This is a genomic window from Pseudomonas sp. GM30 (assembly GCF_000282275.2).
GTDB lineage: Bacteria > Pseudomonadota > Gammaproteobacteria > Pseudomonadales > Pseudomonadaceae > Aquipseudomonas.
The window spans coordinates 23694-48981 of the sequence record NZ_AKJP02000026.1 but is presented as its reverse complement, the minus strand read 5'-3'; the positions used below and the strand labels follow the sequence as shown (position 1 = coordinate 48981).

General features: G+C 59.1%; 18 protein-coding genes. 11 read left to right on the top strand and 7 right to left on the bottom strand.

What is annotated here, in order from left to right; genetic code table 11:
- Nucleotides 1-5 precede the first annotated feature (5 nt).
- The 3 genes from PMI25_RS15920 to PMI25_RS15910 all read left to right on the top strand — a co-directional run bounded on the left by PMI25_RS15920 (nt 6) and on the right by PMI25_RS15910 (nt 4638).
- Nucleotides 6-3104, top strand: a complete 3099-nt coding sequence (locus PMI25_RS15920) for an efflux RND transporter permease subunit (RefSeq protein WP_007963404.1) — start codon at nt 6-8, stop codon at nt 3102-3104.
- A gap of 168 nt (nt 3105-3272) precedes the next feature.
- Entirely contained in the window at nt 3273-3914 is a 642-nt protein-coding gene (locus PMI25_RS15915; protein ID WP_007963403.1) for a DUF1345 domain-containing protein, read from the top strand.
- A gap of 241 nt (nt 3915-4155) precedes the next feature.
- On the top strand, nt 4156-4638 hold the full coding sequence (locus tag PMI25_RS15910) for a hypothetical protein (RefSeq protein WP_007963402.1): 483 nt from the start codon (nt 4156-4158) through the stop codon (nt 4636-4638).
- A gap of 44 nt (nt 4639-4682) precedes the next feature.
- Here PMI25_RS15910 and PMI25_RS15905 read toward each other — a convergent pair whose 3' ends face one another.
- From PMI25_RS15905 to PMI25_RS28155, 3 genes are all read right to left on the bottom strand, one after another.
- Entirely contained in the window at nt 4683-6926 is a 2244-nt protein-coding gene (locus PMI25_RS15905; RefSeq protein ID WP_007963401.1) for an autotransporter outer membrane beta-barrel domain-containing protein, read from the bottom strand.
- 210 nt (nt 6927-7136) lie between these two features.
- A complete protein-coding gene (locus tag PMI25_RS15900; protein WP_007963400.1) occupies nt 7137-9185 on the bottom strand; it encodes a hypothetical protein in 2049 nt (682 codons plus the stop codon).
- An 86-nt stretch (nt 9186-9271) separates the two neighbouring features.
- A complete protein-coding gene (locus tag PMI25_RS28155; protein WP_007963396.1) occupies nt 9272-10078 on the bottom strand; it encodes a hypothetical protein in 807 nt (268 codons plus the stop codon).
- 213 nt (nt 10079-10291) lie between these two features.
- Between PMI25_RS28155 and PMI25_RS15895 the strand changes: the two genes are divergently transcribed.
- The 5 genes from PMI25_RS15895 (at nt 10292) to PMI25_RS15875 (ending at nt 15656) form a co-directional block, all read left to right on the top strand.
- A complete protein-coding gene (locus PMI25_RS15895) occupies nt 10292-11320 on the top strand; it encodes a LacI family DNA-binding transcriptional regulator (protein ID WP_007963389.1) in 1029 nt (342 codons plus the stop codon).
- A gap of 178 nt (nt 11321-11498) precedes the next feature.
- Nucleotides 11499-12281, top strand: coding sequence for a sugar phosphate isomerase/epimerase family protein (locus PMI25_RS15890; RefSeq protein ID WP_007963388.1), 783 nt, complete (start codon nt 11499-11501; stop codon nt 12279-12281).
- A complete protein-coding gene (locus PMI25_RS15885; protein ID WP_007963387.1) occupies nt 12274-13308 on the top strand; it encodes a sugar kinase in 1035 nt (344 codons plus the stop codon). The genes PMI25_RS15890 and PMI25_RS15885 overlap by 8 nt, the downstream gene beginning before the upstream one ends.
- 56 nt (nt 13309-13364) lie before the next feature.
- The gene (locus PMI25_RS15880; RefSeq protein ID WP_007963386.1) at nt 13365-14663 is read left to right on the top strand and encodes an MFS transporter; all 1299 of its coding nucleotides are present in this window, start codon (nt 13365-13367) and stop codon (nt 14661-14663) included.
- A gap of 15 nt (nt 14664-14678) precedes the next feature.
- Nucleotides 14679-15656 (top strand): 2-hydroxyacid dehydrogenase, encoded by a 978-nt coding sequence (locus PMI25_RS15875; RefSeq protein ID WP_007963376.1) that lies wholly within the window; start codon nt 14679-14681, stop codon nt 15654-15656.
- A 142-nt stretch (nt 15657-15798) separates the two neighbouring features.
- On the opposite strand, the gene PMI25_RS15870 is transcribed toward PMI25_RS15875, so the two are convergent.
- From PMI25_RS15870 to PMI25_RS15855, 4 genes are all read right to left on the bottom strand, one after another.
- A complete protein-coding gene (locus PMI25_RS15870; protein ID WP_007963375.1) occupies nt 15799-16986 on the bottom strand; it encodes a pyridoxal phosphate-dependent aminotransferase in 1188 nt (395 codons plus the stop codon).
- A 41-nt stretch (nt 16987-17027) separates the two neighbouring features.
- Entirely contained in the window at nt 17028-18653 is a 1626-nt protein-coding gene (locus tag PMI25_RS15865) for a methyl-accepting chemotaxis protein (protein WP_007963374.1), read from the bottom strand.
- Between the two features lie 337 nt (nt 18654-18990).
- On the bottom strand, nt 18991-20133 hold the full coding sequence (locus PMI25_RS15860) for a glycerate kinase (protein WP_007963373.1): 1143 nt from the start codon (nt 20131-20133) through the stop codon (nt 18991-18993).
- 216 nt (nt 20134-20349) lie between these two features.
- The gene (locus PMI25_RS15855; protein WP_007963370.1) at nt 20350-21468 is read right to left on the bottom strand and encodes a sugar diacid recognition domain-containing protein; all 1119 of its coding nucleotides are present in this window, start codon (nt 21466-21468) and stop codon (nt 20350-20352) included.
- Nucleotides 21469-21640: 172 nt separating this feature from the next.
- Between PMI25_RS15855 and PMI25_RS15850 the strand changes: the two genes are divergently transcribed.
- From PMI25_RS15850 to rarD, 3 genes are all read left to right on the top strand, one after another.
- Nucleotides 21641-22951 (top strand): MFS transporter, encoded by a 1311-nt coding sequence (locus PMI25_RS15850; protein WP_007963368.1) that lies wholly within the window; start codon nt 21641-21643, stop codon nt 22949-22951.
- Between the two features lie 216 nt (nt 22952-23167).
- Entirely contained in the window at nt 23168-24181 is a 1014-nt protein-coding gene (locus tag PMI25_RS15845; protein ID WP_007963363.1) for an aldo/keto reductase, read from the top strand.
- A 125-nt stretch (nt 24182-24306) separates the two neighbouring features.
- Nucleotides 24307-25188: an EamA family transporter RarD gene (gene rarD / locus PMI25_RS15840; RefSeq protein WP_007963362.1), complete on the top strand. Its 882-nt coding sequence runs from the start codon at nt 24307-24309 to the stop codon at nt 25186-25188.
- Nucleotides 25189-25288: the final 100 nt, after the last annotated feature.

Here is a 25288-nt window from a genome sequence, read left to right as displayed (position 1 = left end):
TTCATATGCCGCAGTTCTTTATCGATCGCCCGGTGTTCGCCTGGGTTGTCGCCCTGTTCATCCTGTTGGCCGGTGCGCTGTCCATCCCGCAATTGCCGGTGGCGCAGTACCCCGACGTCGCCCCGCCGCAGATCGAAATCTACGCCGTGTACCCCGGCGCATCGGCGCAGACCGTCGATGAAAGCGTGGTCAGCCTGATCGAGGAAGAGCTCAACGGCGCCGATCACCTGCTGTACTTCGAATCGCAGAGCAGCCTCGGCAGCGCGACGATCAAGGCCACCTTCCAGCCAGGCACCAACCCGGAACTGGCCCAGGTCGATGTGCAGAACCGCCTCAAAGTGGTCGAATCGCGCCTGCCGCAAGCGGTCAACCAGCAAGGTTTGCAGGTGGAGAAAGTCTCCGCCGGCTTCCTGCTGCTGATCACCCTGACCTCCAGCGACGGCAAACTCGATGACGTGGCGCTCAGTGATTATCTGGCGCGCAACGTGATGAACGAGATCAAACGCATCGACGGCGTCGGCAAAGCACAGTTGTATGGCGCCGAACGGGCGATGCGGATCTGGATCGATCCGCAGAAGCTGATCGGTTTCAACCTGACCCCGGCTGACGTCAACGCCGCCATCGTCGCGCAGAACGCCCAAGTGTCGGCGGGCAGCATTGGCGACTTGCCCAATCCGTCCTCGCAGGAAATCACCGCGACCATTCTGGTCAAGGGACAGTTGTCGACGCCGGAAGAGTTCGCCGACATCGTGCTCAAGGCCAACCCCGACGGCTCCACCGTGCGCATCGGCGATGTAGCGCGGGTCGAAGTCGGCAGTCAGGAATACCAGTTCGGCACACGCCTGAACGGCAAGCCGTCCACCGCCGTCGGCGTGCAACTGGCCCCGGGGGCCAATGCGCTGGCGACCGCCACATTGATCCGGGCGAAAATGGACGAACTGTCGCGCTACTTTCCGGCCGGCGTCGAATACAAGATTCCGTACGACACCTCGCCATTCGTCAAAGTCTCGATCACCAAAGTGGTTTACACCTTGGGCGAGGCAATGTTGCTGGTGTTTGCGGTGATGTTTCTGTTTCTGCAGAACATCCGCTACACGCTGATCCCGACGCTGGTGGTGCCGGTGGCGCTGATGGGCACGTTCGCCACCATGCTGGCGCTGGGTTTCTCGATCAACGTGCTGACCATGTTCGGCATGGTGCTGGCCATCGGCATTCTGGTGGACGACGCCATCGTCGTGGTGGAAAACGTCGAGCGGATCATGGCCACTGAAGGCTTGTCGCCGAAAGAGGCGACGCGCAAGGCCATGAAGCAGATCACCGGCGCGATCATCGGCATCACCCTGGTGCTGGTGGCGGTGTTCATTCCGATGGCGTTCATGCAGGGTTCGGTGGGCGTGATTTACCGGCAGTTCTCTTTGTCGATGGCGACCTCGATCCTGTTCTCGGCGTTCCTTGCCCTGACTCTGACGCCTGCACTGTGCGCCACGCTGCTCAAGCCGATCGCCAAGGGTGAACATCATGAGAAAAGCGGCTTCTTCGGCTGGTTCAACCGCCGCTTCGAACACCTGACCGATCGCTATCAAGGCTGGGTCGGCTACGCGCTGAAGCGCAGCGGGCGATATCTGTTGATCTACGGCGTGCTGCTGATCGGTATGGGGCTGTGTTTTGCGCGTCTGCCCTCCTCGTTCCTGCCGGTTGAGGATCAGGGTTACACCATCACTGACATTCAACTGCCACCGGGTGCGAGCAAGAACCGTACGGTGCAGGTGGTCGAGCAGATCGAGGCGCACAACGCCAGTGAACCGGGTGTGGGCGACAGCACGGTGATTCTCGGTTTCAGTTTCTCCGGCAGCGGCCAGAACGCGGCGCTGGCGTTTACCACCCTCAAAGACTGGTCTGAACGCGGCAGCGACGATTCGGCTACTTCCATTGCTGATCGCGCCAACATCGCCCTGAACCAGATCAAGGACGCCGTTGCCTTCGCGGTGTTGCCGCCACCGGTCGACGGACTCGGTACGTCCAGCGGCTTCGAATTCCGCCTGCAGGATCGCGGCGGTCTCGGTCACGCGACATTGATGCAGGCGCGCACTGAACTGCTCGCCGCCGCCGAGAAAAGCCCGGTACTGATGAATGTGCGCGAAAGCGCGCTGGCCGAAGCGCCGCAGGTGCAACTGGAGGTAGACCGCAAGCAGGCCAATGCGCTGGGCGTGTCGTTCGCCGACATCGGCAACGTGTTGTCCACCGCCGTGGGTTCCTCCTACATCAACGACTTCCCCAATCAGGGGCGCATGCAGCGGGTGGTGGTACAGGCCGAAGGCGATCAGCGCAGTCAGGTCGATGACCTGCTGAAAATGCACGTGCGCAATAACGCCGGGCACATGGTGCCGCTGTCGGCGTTCGTTCAGGCCAAATGGACGCAAGGTCCGGCGCAACTGACCCGTTATAACGGTTATCCGGCGATTGCGATTTCCGGTGAACCGTCGCCAGGCCACAGCACCGGTGAGGCCATGGCGGAGATTGAACGGCTCGTCGCTCAAGGGCCGAAAGGTCTGGGTCAGGAATGGACCGGGCTGTCACTGCAGGAACGGTTGTCCGGCAGTCAGGCGCCGATCCTGCTCGGCCTGTCGTTGCTGATCGTGTTCCTGTGTCTGGCGGCGCTGTACGAGAGCTGGTCGATTCCGACCTCGGTGCTGCTGGTGGTGCCGCTGGGCGTGCTCGGCGCAGTGCTGGCGGTGACCTTGCGCGGGATGCCCAACGACGTGTTCTTCAAGGTCGGGCTGATTACCATCATCGGTCTGTCGGCGAAGAACGCGATCCTGATCATCGAGTTCGCCAAGAGCCTGTATGACGAAGGCCACGACCTGATCGATGCGACATTGCAGGCAGCGCGCCTGCGTCTGCGCCCGATCGTCATGACTTCGCTGGCGTTCATCCTGGGCGTGGTGCCGCTGGCCATCGCCACCGGCGCCAGCTCGGCGAGCCAGCAGGCGATCGGTACCGGCGTGATCGGCGGGATGATCACGGCAACGCTGGCGGTGATCTTTGTGCCGTTGTTTTTCGTGGTGGTGATGAAGCTGGTACAGCGTTTCACCAAACCCCACTGATCCCACTGCAGGAGCTGCCGAAGGTTCGGGCCGCGATCGGACGATCTCTTGAGTCTGTTTTATCAAGATCAAAAGATCGTCCGATCGCGGCCCGAACCTGCGGCAGCTCCTACAAAAGCACAGCTGCGTGCGCTAAGGTGCAGGGATTGATCATCACTGTGAATCCCCATGCGCTTTCTCGCCCGCACCCACCCTCGCCTGTCCGCCGCCGCCCTGGTCGGCCTTGCCTCCGGCCTGCTGGTTCCTGCCGACTCCATCGTCAGCAAAATCCTCATCGGCTGGAATGCTGGCGTCTGGACTTATTTGATCCTGATGTTCTGGCTGGCCACCCGGGCCAAGGCGCCGGACGTCAAACGCATCGCCGTCGTTGAAGACGAGAACGCCGGACTGGTGCTGTTCGTAGTGTGTATCGCAGCGCTGGCAAGCCTGGCCGCCATCACCCTGGAACTGGCCGGCACCAAGGATCTGGATACCCATCGCAAACTTTTGCATTACGCGTTCACCGCCGTCACCGTCGTAGGTTCGTGGCTGGTGATCGGGGTGATCTTCTGTGTGCACTACGCACGCCTGTTTTACACCTGGGACGGCAAGGAACCGGCCCTGCGTTTTGCCGAAGGCCTGACCACGCCCAACTACTGGGACTTTCTGTATTTCTCGTTCACCATCGGCGTGGCGGTGCAGACTGCCGATGTCGGCGTTGCTACTCGCGATATTCGCAAGATCGTGTTGGCGCAATCGTTGATCGGTTTTGTGTTCAATACGGCGATTCTGGGTTTTTCGATCAATATCGCGGCGGGCTTGTTCGGCTAAGCAGGCAGACTCATTCAATAAAATCAAAGATTTGCTCAAAAGAGCAGTCACTTGGAAGCGAATAGCACAGATGGATGGATGTGTGGTCTTCAGGCAAACCCAAACTCGGCCCTCACACTTTCGGCCACTTGTAAACTGTCAGCACTGACAGTTTACAGCGTGTCGCTTTAACGGTCTGATAGCGTATCCCGAAAGTTTCCTTTATCACGGGATATTTCGTTATGACATGGAGACCGCAATAATGACCAACCGCATCCAGAACATCAGGAATGAAGTCCGCTCAGGCAAGTGTGAAGGAACAATAAACGGAGTAGATAGATTCAACGCCTCTCTTGTAGAACTATCGGAGCAGTCTTTACCACACGGCCAGGCCTACGTGATGTTTGCCCGCCACCGTAATTCTGACTGGACCGCAAAAGAGCTTAAGCTCGCGTTCATGAAAGGCTTGCCGGACGATACCTATCCTGTGACACCGGGTTCGAACCAAGTCATTCTGACATTTGCCGATTTCAGCAATCCCGCCCAAACCATTGTCTACACTCAACAATCGGGGGATGTCGTCATTAAATACGATAGTAATGCAGGCGTTCTATCTGGAAAACTGGAAGACGTCACGCTGATCAATCAAGACGATGACGTACGGAAAGAAGTCAAACTCAAAATCGATTTTGATGCCAAGGGAGATATTGCCAGTTTGCGTCGCGATAAAACTCGCGCGGCGTGATCAACTGATAAAAAAGGAAGCTCGCGCTTCCTTTTTTATTTGAATCACCATGTATAGCGTAATCCGATATTAGCGCCAAAAGGCTCCTCTATATTTTTCCCATTGCTGTATTCCACATCCGCATGCAGGCTGAAGTTTCTCGCCAGGGCCAATGCGACCCCCGCCCCCAACTCTCCCCGTGAACCTGAAAGATCGTTATTGAAGACATTGTTATTGACTTGCACTTCGTTGTTTTTCGCAAATTCGTGAGCCACTGCCACACGAACATAAGGCTGTATCGTACGACCCTGCTCCAGAGCGATGTTCCGGCCGGCGGTGAGCCCGATCTTGCCAATGAACGAGCGTGTCCGGTCCCCTTCAGCCTGCAGGTCATTGTCCAGGGCATAGTTTTTACCCTGGACGACCACCGCAGACCAATGCGTGTACGGTTCAAGGAAGTTGCCACCGGCAAAGGTGATGTGTCTGCCAAACTCCACCGAGCCGCCGAAGCCTGAGTTGTCGTAATGGCCCTTGGCGCGAGTACCATCGCTCAGGCCTACCTTGGCGTCATTACGGAAACGGTTGGCCTTCAATACCCCATCGAAGTAATAACCTGATCCTGCATCCAGCCAGGTCAGGTAGCTGCCCAGATAGTAGCTTTCCACACTTCCCGATGTGCCGGCAGCAAGATCGAGGTCGGATTGGCTTTGACCTGCCATTACGCCGATCAGCCATTGACCATCGCCAAGGGGTAGCGGAGCATCCGCGCCAAGGGTGAATCCGTGCTGACGTTGCTGATAGCCGACGCCCGAGCCGTCAGCGATATTGTATTTACTGGTGTAAGTACGTCCCCATGCACCCGCTTGGCCACCGTTGAAACGCAGCTCGCCCATCCGGCTGCGCAGAGAGGTCAATTCGCCCAACCAGACGGTGGACGCCGTATTGAACAGTGCAAGCACCGAGCGTGTCCCCGGACTGACCGTTTTGGTGCTGGGGTCTAGAATCCAGTCATTTCCGCTCTTTGCCAGAGCATAGGAATACGTACCGAGATCGACTTCGCGGTTTATGAAGAAGTGGGCATCACCACCCGCCGTTTGCACCACTCGGACAGGCTGCCCCGCAGCAGGGTCCAGACCACTGCTGCTGATCAACAGCTCATGGGTTCCTTTCGCGGAACCGGTAATGTTCAACAAGTCGGTTTCGCCGGTTGCGAAATTGGTTCCGAGCACAAAGCGACCGTTACCGGATAACGAATGCACGTTGAGCTGATAGAAAGCATCACTGGAGCCCAACTCCACGGTTCCCCCGTTATTCAGGGTGAGTTCGTCGATCGTGGTTGTGCCTGTCATGACTAATCTGGAACTATCATTGATCGTGGCACTGGAAACGTTTTGCAAATGTCCCGTCAACATGGAGTTGTTCTGCAACGTCAGGTCAGTGCGACTGCCTTGCTCAGTGACAATGTCACCGTGGAGTTGGCTGTCATTGACAACCAGGGATGCATTGGCCCCTCCCTTGACCTCCAGCAACGTGCCATTGCCCGCTACCAGGTTTGATCTGGTCAATGAAATGGAAGCGTTGGCGTCTGAGGTGCCAGCGAAATCAACAAGGATGGCCGAGCCGGTTTTACCCTGCACCGTACTGTCCTCAATATTCAGTACGGCCGGTTGCACCTCGTTCAGGTCCAGGTCGATGACCACGCCTTCCCTGCCGCCGACGACAGTGCTGCCGCGAATCGCTGCCTGACCACTGCTCAAACGCAATCCATAACTGCTGGCACCGGTTCCCACAAGCGTCGAGTCGGCAAGTTCAAGCGTGCTGTGAGCGGTGACCAATGCCCCACCCGTGACTCCGCTGATTGTACTGTCCATGACCGAAACATGGGAGCCGATCTGAGTACCTACTGTACGAGCGGCCTGCAGCCCTATCCGGCTGCCGGTGATAAAACTGTTGTTGATCGAGGCGTTGGAGTTACTCAGCAGGACTGCCGCGAGGCCTGCCCCGGAAACAGTTGCACCAGTGAGGTTGACCGTCGACCCGTTGCGAGCCGAGATGGTCTGAGTCGAGCTGCCGGCATTCACGATCAGCGTCGAGTTGTCAGAGGAGATGCCAAGCGTTTGCGCAGCATTGACAGTCAAGGTGGCATTATCGGAAAGATCCCAACGTTCCGGTGTGCCGCCGACCACTGTTTCATTCCCGCCAATAACGGTACCGGCACTTGCAAATGAAGTGCAAAGCGCCAGCAGAGGCGAACTGAAGATAATGTAACGGGACGCTCGAGCGGCTCCCAACGATAGTTTATCCCGCATAGTGAATACCTGTTTTGACTTTTGATGAGGGCTGATTCATCCCTCTCTATATGGGAGCGAGGCTATAGAGATGTATCGCAATGTTCTGTAGGACTTATCCCTTAACCCCACAGGACAAATCCTAAAAATACGAGCGACGTCATTTTTGGATAAACAAAAAAGGGGATGACAGCTCACCTGCCGCCCCCTTCGGCTCAAGTCAAACCATGCTCAGGGCTCTGGCACGTATTCATCACAGTATTGGCCATCGCTGTAAACCAGGTCCAACTCATGAGTAGCAATTAATGAATCTTTTGTCGGGTTATTTCCTGGTCCTCCACGAGAAATTACGTAGAGCAACCTGGCGTCCCCTCCATGTGCCGGTTTGAACTGATCTTTCCAAACGCCGAGTTCGAGCACGACTCCCTCTTCAGGAAAATTGCCCTCAATCTCAAACTTCACGTCAACTTCTGTATCGGGTATCAGTACCGGAGGACTGGCCTTGTCATAAGCGGCATATTTCAGCGTAATTTCTTCACCAGCGACCGTGTAGGGGTTGGGTAATATAGTTACGCGCAGATTTCTCCTTTCCGTACCATCACCCGGGTTGGTTGCAGTTGGATAGTTCAGTGTTGCACAACCAATCCTGCGCCGCGGACCAGCAAGGTTTTGCACGATGGGCGCAGCCATTTCAACAGGAAACTCTTCAACCGCAATATTTCTCGGTCTCGAGCGCGTTGGGTTGGTGCCTGTTTGAGTATACAGTACATATTCCAATACTTTGTTTCCACTTTTCTGCTGCTCAATAATCTCCCAAGGAATATTGCGAGCGATCTCTGTATCCTCCTGACCTGCTGTCAAAGCGATAGGGTCGCCGATTCTTATATCGTTATAGAACACGTCCATAAACCAGCCTTCTTGAGTAGGCGGCTTATCGAACAAACGAATATAGGCAGTAACATTTGTGTCGCCGTAATCGTCTTCCTTGATTTCGTTTGCGCTGCCTTTTGTAGTTGTTAGTCGCGGCGCCTCCAGCCCGATGGTAATGGGGTCAGGACCTATGTAGGAAATATCAACCTCGATGATCTTACTGCTCGTCGCAAGTTCCCGGCTTCCATTACGGAACATTTTGAAACTGACAATCGTCGGTACAATACCATCGGTGTCGCCATAAACAGCTTTGACAATATCATAAGGAGCATGGAACGTTAGCTCGGTCGAAGTTCCTACTCGCTGTTCGCTGCCGACCTGTTTACCCCCCCAAAGTCCAATGATGGTATCGCTAGGTGTGTTAGGTGTCGGCACCTTGACCTTGAATTCCACACCGAGAGGATCATATTGAGTATCCTCGAGATCAATCAAATTATCGCCATCCTCACCCTTGGCCAGTGTTACGACCGGCGGCAGGACGGTGGCAGGATCCGGATCTTTTGCATGGACGACATTGCGCTGGCTGGAGCCTGATCGTTTCGACACATTCCTAGGCAAATCCCTTGCGAAATAAATGAGCTGATTCGGCCCATCATCTGCTTCCAGAAAAAACCTGACGGGAATGGCCGCCTCGCCTGCTGTCGACAGATGGCCTTCAAACACTTCAGGATCAAACTCGGGATCAGGAGCCAGTGCAAAGTAGAACGTGTACCAGTCCGTCGCTTCGTAATTGGCTGGAAGCGGAGGTTTGACGATGATATGGGTTTTGCCCTCGAGATATTCGTCATCTAGGTTCTTGTCTGGCGGCAGATCCGCGGGCCATTCAGGCGCACCGGGAGTGCGATCGGAAGGCGGTTCTTTTACGACGTAGGGTCTCGTGCGGTCGATAGCGAAGGTAGCGATGTCCGATCTCGCATCATTCGTCCCGTTGGACCAATAAATATAGGAAAACTCCCATTCAGTTGGAGTCTCCGGCGTGCGTTCTTCTATCAGAAAGCGTTCTGGAATCGTGAACGGTATGGACCAGTCGCGCTCAGCTACAGGGCCTGGCTCTATGAAATCATCTTCGCCCCCAGGCAGAATATAAAGCCAAGCGATGCTGCCCTTCTTGCGGATCTGAGGTTGAAAAGCATCGTCTGCATATTCAATCAAGGGCTTGGGCACCAAATAATCCAGATCCATACCAGGTTTCAGGTTTGCCACCGGAATGCGAAGATCCCCTCCCGGCAGAGTCTGCGCAGGAAACGTGACCTGCTTCGGCGGATCCTCATCAATACCCTCAGCCGGAGTCGTCCTCGCTCTGAGTGCAGCTAATCTGGACAACTGGCCTTTTTTCACGATCGCATTCATATCAGTCTCCATTTCCTTCAAGATTATTTAACGCATTACAATTACGACGTCCCTCTATTGCCACTCCAACCTTGTCACTCACATAACTACGGACCACAGGGCAATGGTTCCCCCGATATGATCCTGTCTATCTTTACAAGAGCAACTTTAGAAACCCCTATCAATTTGCGTCCACGATATATTCGATATTGAAGTGTCGCCGAGGCTTCTGTGACCAGCGGTTTGACATGTACATCGTAGGGCAGCACTGCTTCTTCATACCCCGAACTGATGTCGGTATTGCTCAGCAAACGAGGAGTAAACTTTTTACGCGCCCTTGTATATTCCAGACCGGAGGCATTCCAGCTGGCGGGGTAGGCTCTCCAAAACAGTTCCAGCCGATCCTCCCTTTGATACCCCATCAACGGAGGAATCCGTACCCTGATACCCTCCCATAACGGCGGTTGAGTACTGCATGACAAATATCCATTAATGTTGGCATCCAAAAAACGCGGCTCTTCAAGCTCTCGCGGGATTGGCGTGTGATCAATCGTGAGATTGCGAGGTTTTGAAGGAGATGGGTTATCAGCAGTGTCCATCACCTGATACCACAACTGCCCAATACCATCGAGTTGCAAATAAACCGCATCAATATGAACAATAAACTCTGACTTTATGTCCGCAGGCGTAATAACAGTTTGGATTTCGACAATCGGCTGCCGGGGAAGCTCAAAATAAACAGTCAAAAGATCTCTGTCGCCCGGATCTGTTGCATGATCGGGCCAGAGAGGTACGACTACATCAATGCCGGTAAGCAGCAACTCTTGCGGAATATGCCCATCCGGATCAATGTCAGGATCTTCCACACCAATTACTTCAGGTGGATTGAAGTCAAGGGGGGTTTGGTCAGGCATATATAAATCCTCTGTAAGTCTTGGAATAAAATCCAGTCCCTGCAAGGATTAAACGCCGCGACCGGGCATTTGCCTACTGTCAGATCTGACAGTTATTTCGACCGCCTGTCGGAATTTCCCGGTAACTTCCCGCGAAAGAGCTTGACGCGTCACCCGAAACGCGGATTCACTGAAACCGGTTTCATCGCCCTCGAAAAACAATAAGGCACACGCATGAACGATTTCTCCGCCGCCCAGCGCAGCCGCGTGACCATGCTCGATGTCGCCGAACGCGCCGGCGTGTCCAAGGCCAGCGTCTCGCGCTTCATCGGCGATGACCGCGCCCTGCTCTCCGATGCCATCGCCTTGCGCATAGAACAGGCGATCGCCGAACTGGGTTATCGCCCCAACCAGATGGCCCGCGGCCTGAAACGCGGGCGCACCCGCCTGATCGGCATGCTGGTGGCCGATATCCGCAACCCTTATTCGATTGCCGTGATGCACGGGGTGGAAACCGCCTGCCGTGCGCATGGCTACAGCCTGGTGGTGTGCAACACGGACCGTGATGACGAGCAGGAACGCCAGCACCTGGCGCTGTTGCGCTCGTACAACATCGAAGGGCTGATCGTGAACACCCTCGGCCATCACCGTGACGAGCTTCACGAACTGCACCGGGAAATGCCGCTGGTGCTGGTGGATCGCAAGGTCGATGACCTCGACAGCGACATGGTCGGGCTGAACAACTCGCAAGCGGTCGAGATGGCCCTGACGCACCTTGAGCAGCGCGGCTATCGCGATGTTTTGCTGGTGACTGAGCCGTTTGACGGCACCAGTTCGCGGATCGAGCGGGTCAGCAGTTTTCAGGCGCAAATTGCCCGGCGCTCCGGGTTGACCGGAGCAGTGCTGGAAACCAGCGACGCGCTCGCCACTGATCTGCAAACATTTTTAAACACCAAGGCTAACGGCCCCAAAGCACTGTTTTGCGCCAACGGCGTGGCGGCGCTGGCCTGCACCCTCGCCTTGCGCGAAATCGGTTGCAGGTTATTCGAGGATGTCGGGCTGATTGCCCTGGACGATCTGGATTGGTACCCGTTGGTGGGCAGCGGAATTACCGCCCTCGCCCAGCCGACAGCCGAGATTGGCGCGCGGGCGTTTGAATGTTTGCTCAAGCGCTTGCGAGGGGATGTCGAGGTAGCGCGCAGGGTGGATTTTGCGCCGGTGTTGGTTGAGCGGGGTTCTACCCGAGGGATGGGTGGTGTTTGAGCTGACGCCTTCGCTGGCAAGCCAGCTCCCACAGGGTTTTGTGGTGTCAATGCAATCTATCCAGCCCCCCAGAAAATTGTGGGAGCTGGCTTGCCAGCGATGAGGCCCGAAAGGCCATCACAGAACCACTTGATATTTTTTTGAACAAAAATGAAACCGGTTTCAGAGGTAGATAACAATGAATAAACCTGCCGTTTCCATCAGCCTGTCCAGCTACGGCGCCGAGCTTGTGCGCCAGCGCGGCCAGGACTTCTTCATCGACGTGCTGGCCGCTGCCGGCGCTGATCGCATCGAATGGCGCGAAGAGCTGCTGACCCGCGAAGTACCCGAGCAACTGCAAGCCGCCACCCGTGCGCAGGGCCTGCAAAGCATCTATTCCTCACCGACCGAACTGTGGCTGGCCGGGCAGGCACGGCCCAATCCCGAGCTGATCAGCGCCCTGCAACATGCAGAGGCGTTTGGCTCGAAATGGCTGAAAGTCTCGCTCGGTTACTTCACCGACAATTGTGATCTGCAGGTGTTGAAGCAACTGCTCGGCAACAGCCCGGTGCAACTGCTGGTGGAAAATGACCAAACCTTGCATGGCGGCCGCATCGAACCGTTCCAGCGCTTTTTCGCGGCGGTCGAGCAGCATGATTTGCCGATCAAGATGACCTTCGACATCGGCAACTGGCAGTGGCAGGACCAGTCCGCCGCCAACGCCGCACGCCTGCTCGGACGCCACGTCGGCTATGTGCATTGCAAAGCGGTAGCGCGCCGCGCCGACGGCAAACTGGTCGCCGTGCCACCGGCCGTCAGCGACCTGCATTTGTGGGAACAACTGCTGCGGCACATGGCCCAAGGCGTTATGCGTGCCGCCGAATACCCGTTGCAGGGCGATGATCTGGTGGCACTGACCACCGAGCACGTTGCCGCCCTCGCCCGCCTGGGCCAATCGCGTCTGGAGCCTGCCCATGTCTGAGATCGATATTCTGTCGTTCGGCGAAACCATGGCGATGCTGGTCGCCGAACAGACCGGTGATCTGGCTGCCGTCGAGCACTTTCACAAACGCATTGCCGGCGCCGACAGCAATGTGGCGATCGGCCTGTCGCGCCTGGGTTTCAATGTGGCGTGGCTGAGCCGGGTCGGCGCCGATTCCCTCGGACGCTTCGTGGTCCAGACCTTGATCGAGGAAGGTCTGGATTGCTGTCACGTCGCAGTCGACAGCGCGCATCCGACCGGTTTCCAGTTCAAGTCGCGTAACGACGATGGCAGCGATCCGCAAGTCGAGTATTTCCGCCGTGGCTCGGCGGCCAGTCATCTGTCACCGCTGTCGATCAGTGACAGCCTGCTGAGCGCCCGCCACCTGCACGCCACCGGGATTCCACCGGCACTGTCGGCGAGCGCCCGGGAAATGTCTTGCGAGCTGATGACGCGCATGCGCCATGCCGGGCGCAGCGTGTCGTTCGACCCCAATCTGCGCCCGAGCCTGTGGGCCTCCGAGCAAGAGATGATCCGCGAGATCAACCGCCTCGCCGCCCTCGCCCACTGGGTGCTGCCGGGCTTGAGCGAAGGTCGGTTGCTGACTGGCTTCGAAGATCCGGCGGACATCGCGGCGTTCTATCTCGATCAGGGCGCCGAAGCCGTGGCGATCAAGCTCGGGCCGCAAGGTGCCTATTACCGCACCCATCTGGATCAGGAGTTTGTCGCCGGGGTGCCGGTGGCGAACGTGGTCGACACCGTGGGTGCGGGTGATGGCTTTGCGGTCGGCATGATCAGTGCCCTGCTGGAGCATCAGAGTTTTGCCGAGGCGGTGCAACGCGCGAACTGGATTGGCAGTCGGGCGGTGCAGAGTCGCGGGGACATGGAGGGGTTGCCGACCCGGTCTGAACTCATCGTTGAATTCGAAACCGCTTTCGCGAGCAAGTCGAATCGTCGCACCGTCGCTCCCACATTTGGAATGCATTCCCCTGTGGGAGCGAGCTTGCTCGCGAAGAGGCCCGCTTGATCACCGAAAAAATTTGAACCTGCTGCGACAAAAACAACAAGCTCAGGAGCAACACCATGAAAACCGCAACCCTCGCCGCCCGCCGCTGGTGGTACATCATGCCGATCGTGTTCATCACTTACAGCCTGGCGTATCTGGATCGCGCCAACTACGGCTTTGCCGCCGCGTCCGGCATGGCTGCCGACCTGATGATCACCCCGGGCCTGTCTTCATTGCTCGGGGCGCTGTTCTTCCTTGGCTACTTTTTCTTCCAGGTGCCGGGAGCGATCTACGCGCAAAAGCACAGCGTGAAGAAGCTGATTTTCTTCAGCCTGATCTTCTGGGGCGGCCTCGCCACCCTGACCGGCGTGGTCTCCAACGCCTACTGGCTGATCGTGATTCGCTTCATGCTCGGCGTGGTCGAAGCCGCGGTGATGCCGGCGATGCTGGTCTACCTGTGCCACTGGTTCACCCGTGCCGAACGCTCGCGGGCCAACACTTTTCTGATCCTCGGCAACCCGGTGACCATGCTGTGGATGTCGGTGGTTTCGGGCTATCTGGTGCAGCACTTCAGTTGGCGCTGGATGTTCATCATCGAGGGCTTGCCGGCGGTGATCTGGGCGTTTATCTGGTGGAAACTGGCCGATGATCGTCCGGCTCAGGCCAAGTGGCTGAGCGACCAGGAAAAGCACGATCTGGAAAGCGCCCTCGCCGCCGAACAGGTCGGGATCAAAGCGGTAAAGAACTACGCCGAAGCGTTCCGCTCGCCGAAGGTGATCATTCTGGCGCTGCAGTTTTTCTGCTGGAGCATCGGCGTCTACGGCTTCGTGCTGTGGCTGCCGTCGATCCTCAAGGCTGGCGCGCAGATGGACATGATCGAGGCCGGCTGGCTATCGGCGCTGCCGTATCTGGCGGCGGTGATCGGCATGCTCGCAGTGTCGTGGGGCTCGGACAAACTGCAAAAGCGCAAACGCTTCGTCTGGCCGCCACTGCTGATCGCCTCCATTGCGTTCTACGGCTCCTACGCCCTGGGCGCCGAGCATTTCTGGTGGTCGTACACGCTGCTGGTGATCGCTGGCGCCTGCATGTACGCACCGTACGGGCCGTTCTTCGCCATCGTTCCGGAGATTCTGCCGGCCAACGTTGCCGGTGGGGCCATGGCGCTGATCAACAGCATGGGCGCGCTCGGCTCGTTCGGCGGCTCGTATCTGGTCGGTTATCTGAACAGCTCCACCGGTTCGCCCGGCGCTTCGTACCTGTTGATGAGCGGCGCGTTGCTGCTGTCGGTGGTACTGACGATTTTTCTCAAGCCCGGCGCCAGTGACCGCGTCGTGGCCAAAGCCGTTGCCACGCGTCCTGTGCCAGCGCATTCCTGAAAGGATTTTTCGCCCATGAAAAAGCAAGTCGTGCTGTACAAGAAACTCTCGCCGGCGCTGATGACGCGTCTGCAGCAACAGTGTGACGTGACACTGATCGAAAGCCTCGACGCCGACGGCCTGATGAAGCTGCGTGACGCCCTGCCAGGCGCCCACGGTTTGCTCGGCGCCAGCCTGAAACTCGACGCGGCGTTGCTCGACCTGGCGCCGCAACTGCAGGCGATTGCCAGCGTTTCGGTGGGCGTCGACAACTATGACATCGACTACCTGACGCGGCGCAAGATTCTCCTGAGCAATACCCCGGACGTGCTAACCGAAACCACCGCCGACACCGGTTTCGCCTTGATCCTCGCCACGGCCCGGCGCGTGGTGGAGCTGGCGAATATGGTGCGCAGCGGCCAGTGGCATCGCAACATCGGCCCGGCGCATTTCGGTACCGATGTACACGGCAAGACCCTGGGCATCATCGGCATGGGGCGGATCGGTGAAGCATTGGCGCAGCGCGGGCATTTCGGCTTTGGCATGCCGGTGCTGTATCAAAGCCAGTCGCGCAAACCGGCGGTCGAGGTGCGCTTTGACGCGCAGTACCGCAGCCTTGAGGCGCTGCTGCAAGAGGCGGACTTCATCTGCCTGACCTTGCCGCTGACTGCGCAGACCGAAGGTTTGATCGGCGCCGAGCAGTTTGCGCTGATGCGCCCCGAGAGCATTTTCATCAATATCTCGCGCGGCAAAGTGGTGGATGAAGCGGCGCTGATCGACGCGTTGCGCCATCGGCGGATTCGCGCAGCGGGGCTGGATGTGTTCGAGCGTGAGCCGCTGAATCATGATTCGCCGTTGTTGCAGCTGAATAATGTGGTGGCAACCCCGCACATGGGCTCGGCGACGCATGAGACGCGCGAGGCGATGGCACGGTGTGCGGTGGAGAATCTGCTGGCGGCTTTGGCTGGGGAGAAGCCGGTGAATCTGGTGAATCCGGCGGCTTGGCAGGGCTGAAAAAATCGCCGACTGAGAGTCCGTCTTCGCGAGCAAGCTCGCTCCCACAGGGTTCGGGTTGCACATAAAACTTTGTGCCCCCCCAATTCACTGTGGGAGCGAGCTTGCTCGCGAAAGGGCCAGCCTCGACAACACAAAACTATCAGGCACTACGCGCCTGAAGAAGCTGCACCGCACACAACGCAATCCGCGCACAGGCATCCGCCAGCTGCACCCGATCCAGCACCAGCCCGATGCGAATATGCCCCGCCGCACTCGGCCCGAACGCCTCACCGGCCAGCACCGACACGCCGTACCCTTCCAGCAGCCGCTCGGCAAACGCCTGTGCGCCATACCCGGTCTGGCGCACATCGACCATCACGAACATCCCGCCATCCGGGCGGATCGGTTGCAACCCCGGACAACCGCGCAAGCGTTCGCAGACCAGATCGCGGCGCAACCGATATTCCTCGCGCATCTGCGTCACTTCCGGCAGATCACTTTCCAGCGCCACTTGCGCGGCTTTCTGCACGAAGTCCGGCAGGCCGAAGAGCATGCTCAACGACAGGTTCACCAGATGCTCGGCCAAGGCTTTCGGCCCGATCGACCAGCCGATACGCCAGCCGGTCATGGCATGGGATTTCGACAGGCTGTTGATGGTCGCCGTGCGTTCGGCCATGCCCGGTAGACTCGCCGGGCTGATATGTTCGCCCTCGTACAGCAGATCGCTGTAGACCTCGTCACTGATCAGCCACAAATCGTGGCGCACGCACAGCGCCGCCAGTTCCTGCCAGATCAGCAGGGACAGGCTTGCGCCAGAGGGATTGTTGGGACTGTTTAGCAGCATCGCGCGGGTCTTTGGCGTGATCCGCGCGGCAACATCGGCGGGATCAACGCGAAAACCGTTCTCCGGCCTGACCGGCACCGGCACCACCGTCGCACCGCAGGCGCCGAACACGCCCTCGTAGGTGACGTACATCGGCTCGGCGACGATCACTTCGTCACCCGGATCCAGCAGGCATTGCGCCACCGAATACACCGCGCATTGCGCGCCGGGCAGCACGATCACGTGCTCGGCATCCACCACCTGACCGCTGCGCCGCTGGTGGCGGGCAGCGATCAATTTGCGCAGCGCCAAGCGGCCACGCACTTCGGAATAATGGGTGTCGCCGGCCAGCAGACTGTCGATGGCGCCGTGGATGATCGGCAGCGGCGTGTCGAAATCCGGATCCCCCACGCTCAGCAGCAGGATATCGACACCCTCGGCGCGCAGCTCCAGCGCTCGGTCATGAATCTGCCAGGCCGCTGCTCCCTCCCCGGCGATGCGTTGGGTCAAGGCTGAATAGCGCATGCACGTCTCCTGATTGCGCGGTCTCCAGCCTTCACCCTAGGTCAAATCACAAACCGCGCCACCATGGCATTCAAATCCACTGCCAGACGCGACAGTTCATGGGTGGCGGCGCTGGTCTGGTTGGCGCCGGCAGCCGATTGGGTGGCCAGGTCGCGAATATTGACCAGGTTGCGATCAACTTCACGGGAGACCTGCGCCTGTTCTTCCGAGGCGCTGGCGATCACTAGGTTGCGCTCGTTGATCTGATGGATCGACTGGGTGATCTGTTCCAGCGCGACGCCGGCGGCGCGGGCCATTTCCAGGGTGGTCTGGGTGCGCTGGTTGCTTTGCTGCATCGACGACACCGCTTCACCCGTGCCGTTCTGGATGCCGGCGACCATTTTTTCGATTTCCTGGGTCGATTGCGCGGTGCGATGGGCCAAGGCGCGCACCTCGTCCGCCACTACGGCGAAACCGCGTCCGGCCTCACCGGCACGCGCCGCTTCGATCGCCGCGTTGAGGGCCAGCAGGTTGGTCTGTTCGGCGATGGCACGAATCACGTCCAGCACCTTGCCGATGTCGCGGCCCTGCGCGGCAAGGCCTTCGATCATCTGTGCGGTGTTCTGCACGTCGTGGGTCATGGTCTGGATCGCGTCGACGGTTTTCACCACCTGGTCGCGACCTTCGCGGGCAGCCTGGGTCGACTGGTTCGAGGCTTCGGACGTCGACACCGCGTTGCGTGCGACTTCTTCCACGGCAGCGGTCATTTCGTTGACGGCGGTGGCAGCCTGTTCGATTTCATCGTTCTGCTGCTGCAGGCCACGAGAAGCTTCTTCGGTGACCGCGCTGAGCTCTTCGGCAGCAGCGCCAAGTTGCGTGGCGGAACCCGCGATCTGTTCGATGGTTTTGCGCAGGTTGGTCTGCATCAGAGCCAGCGCTTCGAGCAGGCGGGCCGGTTCGTCCTTGCCGTCGACTTCAATGGTTTTGCTCAGGTTGCCGCCGGCAATGGTTTGCGCTGCCAGCACCGCACGGTTCAACGGGGTAACGATGCTGCGGGTCAGCAGCAGGGCCAACAGCACCGTCGCCAATGCGGCAACCACCGCGACAATGACGATGCCGGTGATGGCGCTGTCGTAGTGCTCGCCCGCTTGAGCGGACGCGTCTTTCGCACCGGCGGCGTTGATCGCAATCAGTTTGTTGAGTTGCTCGCCCATCTGATCGGTGCCGTCCTTGATTCGCGTGTTGATCAGGGTGCGCATCTCCTCGACCTTGTCCTGGCGCGACAGCTCCATCATCTGGTTTTGCGCTTGCAGATAGTTGTCCAGCGTCGCGGCGAACGCCTTGTATTGCGACAGCTCTTCGCTACCGGCGGGCAACGCGGCATAACTGGCCTGAGCACTGCGTACCTTGTCCACCAGCACGCCGATGCGCGTTTGCGCTTCTTGCAGACCTGCCGGGTCGCGGTTGACCAGAATCCGGAACGACAGGATCCGCAGGCGCAGAACGTTTTCCGTCACCACGCCAAGGTAGGTCACGCTGGGCAGTTGATTGGTTTCCATGTCGATGGAAGCCTGGCGGATGGTCGACATGCGGTTGACGGCGAACACACCAAGGACAATAACCAGCAAGGCAATAAAAGCAAAACCGAGGAAGGCACGGGGCGCGATATTCAGGTTACGCAAGGACATGGTTGGACTCTCGGGTAGAGGTAACTGCGAGCGTCCTTGCCGTCATCACTGGACCTTGGGGGCGGGACCAGTCAGGCGTCACTGTTCGAGGGAATCTGTGTGCGCCTGATCTCTGTATCGGCCAGGCTTTAGGAAGATTTGGTGTAAAGCGAAAATATTTTTCAAGGTGTTTCACCGCTGAAACACACCGACACCAACCCACTGTGGCGAGGGGATTCATCCCCGATCGGCTGCGCAGCAGTCGCAAACTCTCAAAACTGGTTTTTAGCGAAAAACGCGGGGAGCTGCTTCGCAGCCCATCGGGGATAAATCCCCTCACCACAACATCTTCAGGGCGTCAGCTATTGAGTTTGGCCATCTGCCAGACCCGGGCAATGTCAGCCGCGCGTTCACGCAACAAACGCGGAGCCTCGGCGCAGGCCTGTTCGAGGGTCATCGGGCCGCTGGTGACGGCGAATGCCGCGTCGATGCCGTGCTCGTACAGTTCCTGATAACCTTCGCCCAGCGTGCCGGCGATGACAATCACCGGGACATCGTGTTGCTTGGCAATCCGCGCCACGCCAAACGGGGTCTTGCCGCGCAGGGTTTGCGCGTCGAACCGCCCTTCTCCGGTGATCACCAGATCGGCGCCGTTGACCGCTTCGGCCAGGCCCACCAGCTCGGCCACCACTTCGACGCCGGCCTGAAATTGCGCACCGAGAAATGCCTTCGCCGCAAAGCCCAATCCGCCCGCTGCTCCGCTGCCCGGCTCATCGCGAACGTCCTTGTCCAACGCCTGCGCGCAGAGCTCGGCGAAGTGTCCCAGCGCCTGATCCAGTTGCTGCACCTGTGCCGGTGACGCGCCCTTTTGCGGGCCGAAAATGGCCGAGGCGCCGTGCGGGCCGCACAGCGGATTGTTGACGTCGGCGGCGATATCGAAGCGTACCTGCGCCAGACGCGAATCCAGATCACTCAGATCCAGATGGGCCAATTGCGCCAAGGCAAGACCACCCGGCACCAGCGCCTGCCCCTGCGCATCGAACAATTTCAAACCGAGCGCCTGCATCGCGCCGGCGCCGCCGTCGTTGGTGGCGCTGCCGCCAATCGCCAGAATCACCCGTTGCGCACCGGCATCCAGCGCCGCGCGAATCAGTTCACCGGTGCCGAAGGTGCTGGTGATGCAGGCATCGCGCTGCCCGGTTGGCACCAACTGCAAACCACTGGCCTCGGCCATTTCGATGATCGCGGTGTGATTGTGTGGCAACCAGCCCCACGCGGCGTCGACCGGCGCACCCAACGGCCCGCGCACCCGGGTGCGGCGCAGCTCGCCTTCACACGCGGCAAGAATCGACTCCACCGTGCCCTCGCCACCGTCGGCCATCGGGCACTTGACCAATGTCGCCTGCGGCCAGACTTGCGCCAGCCCCAGGGCAATGGCCTCGGCAACGCCTTGGGCACTCAGGCTGTCCTTGAACGAATCGGGGGCGATGACGATCTTCATGCGAATTCTCCAGTTCCAATGCCCCTCATGCTGCCAGTCGGCATGCGCATTGACGCCTGTCCGCTGCACAAGGGCGGTGGGCGTTTATTGTTCATTTCTACAAAAGCCTGTGTTGAATGTGCCGACGCCTTCGCGAGCAAGCTCGCTCCCACGAGGGGAATGCATTTCAAATGTGGGAGCGAGCTTGCTCGCGAAGGCGCCGGTGAAAACACCCGATCAACTCGGGTCAGTCTGCGGCAACAACTGCACCCCAAGGTACAACGCCAACATCCCGTCCAGCCGCAGCGGATCAACCCCGCTCAACTCGGCAATCCGCTCCATCCGGTAACGCAGACTGTTGCGATGAATGCCCAGCGCATCGGCACACGCCTGACTCTGCCCATCGTGTTCACACCAACTGCGCAGGGTCGCGAGCAACTGGCCGTTGCCGTCCTTGGCGATGACCTTGCGCAACGGTTTGAGCAATTCATCCAGCGCATCATCGTTGCGATGGCGCCAGAGCATCACCGGCAAGCGATAGCGATTGAGCGTCAGCAAACGCGAGTGCGGCAGCACGTCCCGCCCATAGGCGAGCAGATCACCGACCCGCCGATAGCAACGGCGCAAGCCAGCCAGCCCATCCGCCTGCCCACCCACGGCGATACGCAAAATGTTCCAGCCGAGGGCATCAAGCTTTTCCAGCAAACGATCATGCTCAACCGTCTGACCTGCGGGTCGGCACCACAGCAGCGATGACTTGGCCGAACTCACGCACCAACTGTCCGGATAGCGCGAGGTCAGCCAGGCGCTCAAGGCCTCGACGGTCTGCCCCGGCCCGTGCTCCAGACCCAGCTCGAACAGATACGGCACCCGGGTCAATTGCGGCTTGAGCCCCAATTGCTGCGCCTCATCGACCAGCCGCGGCGAGTCCCCCGCTTCGCTCAACAGCAACGCCAAGAGGTCGTCGCAACGCTGGCGTCGCCATTGCTGCTCGGCCTGCTGGTTGCGCTGGCCGACGAGCATTTCGGCAGTCATGCGCACCAGTTCGGCGTAGGTGCGTAGTTGCTCCGGTTCGCCGGTAATACCGAGCACGCCGATCAGGCGTTGATCGAGCATCAGCGGCAGGTTGATCCCCGGCTGCACACCCTTCAAGTGCACGGCGGTTTGTGCATCGATCTCTACCACCCGCCCGTTGGCCAGCACCAGTTGCGCACCTTCGTGACGGGTGTTGATGCGCTCCGGCTCGCCGCTGCCGAGGATCAGCCCCTGGCTGTCCATGACGTTGACGTTGTAGGGCAAAATGGCCATGGCCCGGTCGACGATATCCTGAGCGAGGTCGTGATCGAGTTCGAACATGATCGGCAAAATCCTTAAGCAGCGGCGGCGGACGGTTGTTCACCCGCACAGGGTCTGGCGGCAAACCCTGTGCTCAGGCACAAAGACAATCCGGCCACAGGTGGCCGAGACTCTCGGGGCGATCAACGTTAACCTGTGCATCGCAAAAAATCATAATAAAGAGAGAGCCGCTATGTCGCAGAGCGCCGCAGCTACCCAGACCATCGATGACGGTAAAAACGCCGTCTACAAACGCATCACCCTGCGTTTGATTCCCTTCATCTTCATCTGCTACCTGTTCAACTACCTCGACCGGGTCAACGTTGGCTTCGCCAAACTGCAGATGCTCGACGCACTGAAGTTTAGTGAAACCGTGTACGGCCTCGGTGCCGGGATCTTCTTCATCGGCTACGTGCTGTGCGGCGTGCCGAGCAACCTGGCGCTGACCCGATTCGGCCCGCGCCGCTGGATCGCGCTGATGATGATCACCTGGGGCACACTGTCGACCTGCCTGTTGTTCGTCACCACCCCGACCCAGTTCTACACCCTGCGCCTGTTCACTGGCGCCGCCGAAGCCGGGTTCTTCCCCGGTGTGGTGCTGTATCTCTCGCAGTGGTTCCCGACGTTCCGCCGTGGGCGGATCATGGCGCTGTTCATGTCAGCGATCCCGGTGTCCGGCCTGCTCGGCAGTCCGTTTTCCGGCTGGATTCTCAATCACTTCGCCGCAGGCCAGGGCGGTCTGGCCGGCTGGCAGTGGATGTTTCTGCTGCAAGGCATTCCAACGGTCATCCTCGGCGCCCTCGCCTATTTCCTGCTGAGCGACAGCTTTGCCAACGCCAAGTGGCTGAGCCCGCATGAGCGCGCGGTGCTCGAGGCGGATAAGGCCGAAGACCTGGCGAACAAGCCGAAAACCACCTCCGACTCGCTGCTCGCAGTGTTCAAGAACCCGGCGATCTGGGCCTTTGGCCTGATCTACTTCTGCATCCAGAGCGGCGTGTACGCGATCAACTTCTGGCTGCCGTCGATCATCAAGAACCTCGGCTTCAGTGACAATCTGGTGATCGGCTGGTTGAGTGCGATTCCGTATCTGCTGGCGGCGGTGTTCATGCTGCTGGTCGGGCGTTCGGCGGACTTGCGCAAAGAACGGCGCTGGCACTTGGTGGTACCGATGCTGATGGGCGCGCTCGGTCTGCTGATCGCGGTGAACTTCGCCGCCAACCCGGCCATCGCCATTCTCGGCCTGACCATCGCGACCATGGGCGCGCTGACCGGTCTGCCGATGTTCTGGCCGGTGCCGACCGCCCTGTTGAGCGCGGGCGCGGCGGCCGGTGGTCTGGCGTTGATCAACTCGATGGGGCAAATGGCCGGTTTCCTCAGCCCGTACCTGGTGGGTTGGGTCAAGGACAGCACCGGTTCGACCGATGCGGCGTTGTATTTGCTGGCGGGGGTGATCGTTGGCGGCAGCTTGCTGGCGTTGCGCATGACGCGGACTCTGCGGGCTTAAGCATCACGCTTTAAGATCAAAAGATCGCAGCCTGCGGCAGCTCCTACAGGGAAGCGCGTATTCGCGCGCAGGAGCTGCCGCAGGCTGCGATCTTTTTACGATGTCCGAACAAACTCAGGTACTGCAGGCAGGTCGCTCAGCCGATAATTCACTTTGCCCCGTGGGATGCTTCTGGTATTTGATTGGAGCTTTCCCACCCGATAAAAGGATTTCGGCATGAGCTATCGCACACTGGGGCACTCGGGGTTGCAGGTGTCCACCCTCACCCTCGGCACGATGATGTTTGGCGAGCAGACCAGCGCTGAAGACTCGCTGCGCATCATCGACAAGGCCTGGGATCAGGGCATCAATTTCATCGACACCGCCGACGTCTATACCAACGGCCGCTCGGAAGAAATCGTCGGCGAGGCGATTGCCCGCCACCGGCATGAATGGGTGCTGGCGACCAAGGTCGGGTTCGGCCCGGTGGATGGTGTGCCGAACCGCAGCGGCTTGAGCCGCAAGCACATCTTCAATGGTCTGGAGGCCAGCCTGACGCGCCTCGGCACCGACTATCTCGATATCTATTACCTGCACCGCGAAGACCACAACACGCCGCTGGAAGTCAGCATATCGGCAATTGGCGACCTGATTCGCCAAGGCAAGATCCGTTACTGGGGCCTGTCGAACTATCGCGGCTGGCGCATCGCCGAGGCGATTCGCATCGCTGACCAGTTGGGTGTCGATCGCCCGGTGATCAGTCAGCCGCTGTACAACATCGTCAACCGTCAGGCCGAGACCGAGCAAATCAGCGCCGCGCAGACCTATGGCCTCGGCGTGGTGCCTTACAGCCCGCTGGCCCGCGGCGTGCTCAGCGGCAAGTACGCACCCGACGTCACTCCCGATGCCAACAGCCGCGCCGGGCGTCAGGACAAGCGCATTCTGGAAACCGAATGGCGGGTGGAATCGCTGCGCATCGCCCAGCAGATTCAGCAGTACACGCAAGGGCGTGGGGTCGGGATTGTCGAGTTCGCGATTGCCTGGGTGCTGAACAACAGCGCAGTGACCTCGGCGATTGTCGGGCCGCGTACCGAACAGCAGTGGGATGCCTACACCAAGGCGCAGGCGGTGCAGATCACGGCGGAGGATGAAGCGTTTATCGACTCGCTGGTGACTCCGGGGCATGCGTCGACGCCGGGGTTCAACGATGTGAGCCATTTTGTGTCGGGCCGCAAACCGCGTCATAGCTAATACCGCCGCCCTGTAGGAGCTGCCGCAGGTTCAGGATGTGGGAAATATTGATCACTCGGCCAATATTCAACACAAAAACCACGTATCCTGCGCGCCCTGTTTGATCACCCATCCGCGAGGACAGTTTGTCTAAAGGTATCGCTCTATCGGTTTCAGCCTCGGTGCTGTTTGCCGTCATGTATTACTACACTTCGCTGCTCACCCCATTGAGCGGCGTGGAAATCTTTGGCTGGCGGATGCTGCTGACCGTGCCGTGCATGACCGTGTTCATGCTGGTGTCGGGGGAATGGCGGCGGGTGCTGGAACTGTTGCGCAAGGTGGCGGGCTATCCAAAGCTGATCGGCGGTTTGATCGTTTCGTCGGGCTTGCTCGGCGTGCAGTTGTGGTTGTTCATGTGGGCGCCGCTGAATGGCTACAGCCTCGACGTGTCGCTGGGTTATTTCCTGTTGCCGCTGGCGATGGTACTGACCGGGCGCATCGTGTACGGCGACAGCCTGTCGTACCTGCAGAAGATCGCGGTGTTCTTTGCCATTCTCGGCGTGGCCAACGAGCTGTATCAGGTCGGCGGATTCTCCTGGGCGACGCTGGTGGTCGTGGTCGGGTATCCGCTGTATTTCGTCCTGCGCAAACGCCTGAAGACCGACCACCTCGGCGGTCTGTGGGTCGATATGACCTTGATGCTGCCGGTGGCCTACTGGTTCGTGCGCGGCGGAGAGCAAGGCTTTGCCGTGTTTGATCAATACCCGGGGCTGCTGTGGCTGATTCCGCTGCTCGGCCTTATCAGTGCTTCGGCGCTGGTGGTGTACATCATCGCCAGCCGCTTGTTGCCGTTCAGTCTGTTTGGCTTGCTCAGCTATGTGGAGCCGGTGTTGCTGCTCGGCGTGGCTTTGTTGCTTGGCGAAAGCATCAAGGCGGGTGAGTGGCTGACTTACATTCCGATCTGGCTGGCGGTGGTGGTGCTGGTGTTTGAAGGATTCAAGCACTTGATGCGGCAGCGCCGCTCGTAAAGCAAAAGATCGCAGCCTGCGGCAGCTCCTACAGGGTATGCATTCCAAGGTAGGAGCTGCCGCAGGCTGCGATCTTTTGATCTTGAAAAAGCCTGGCATA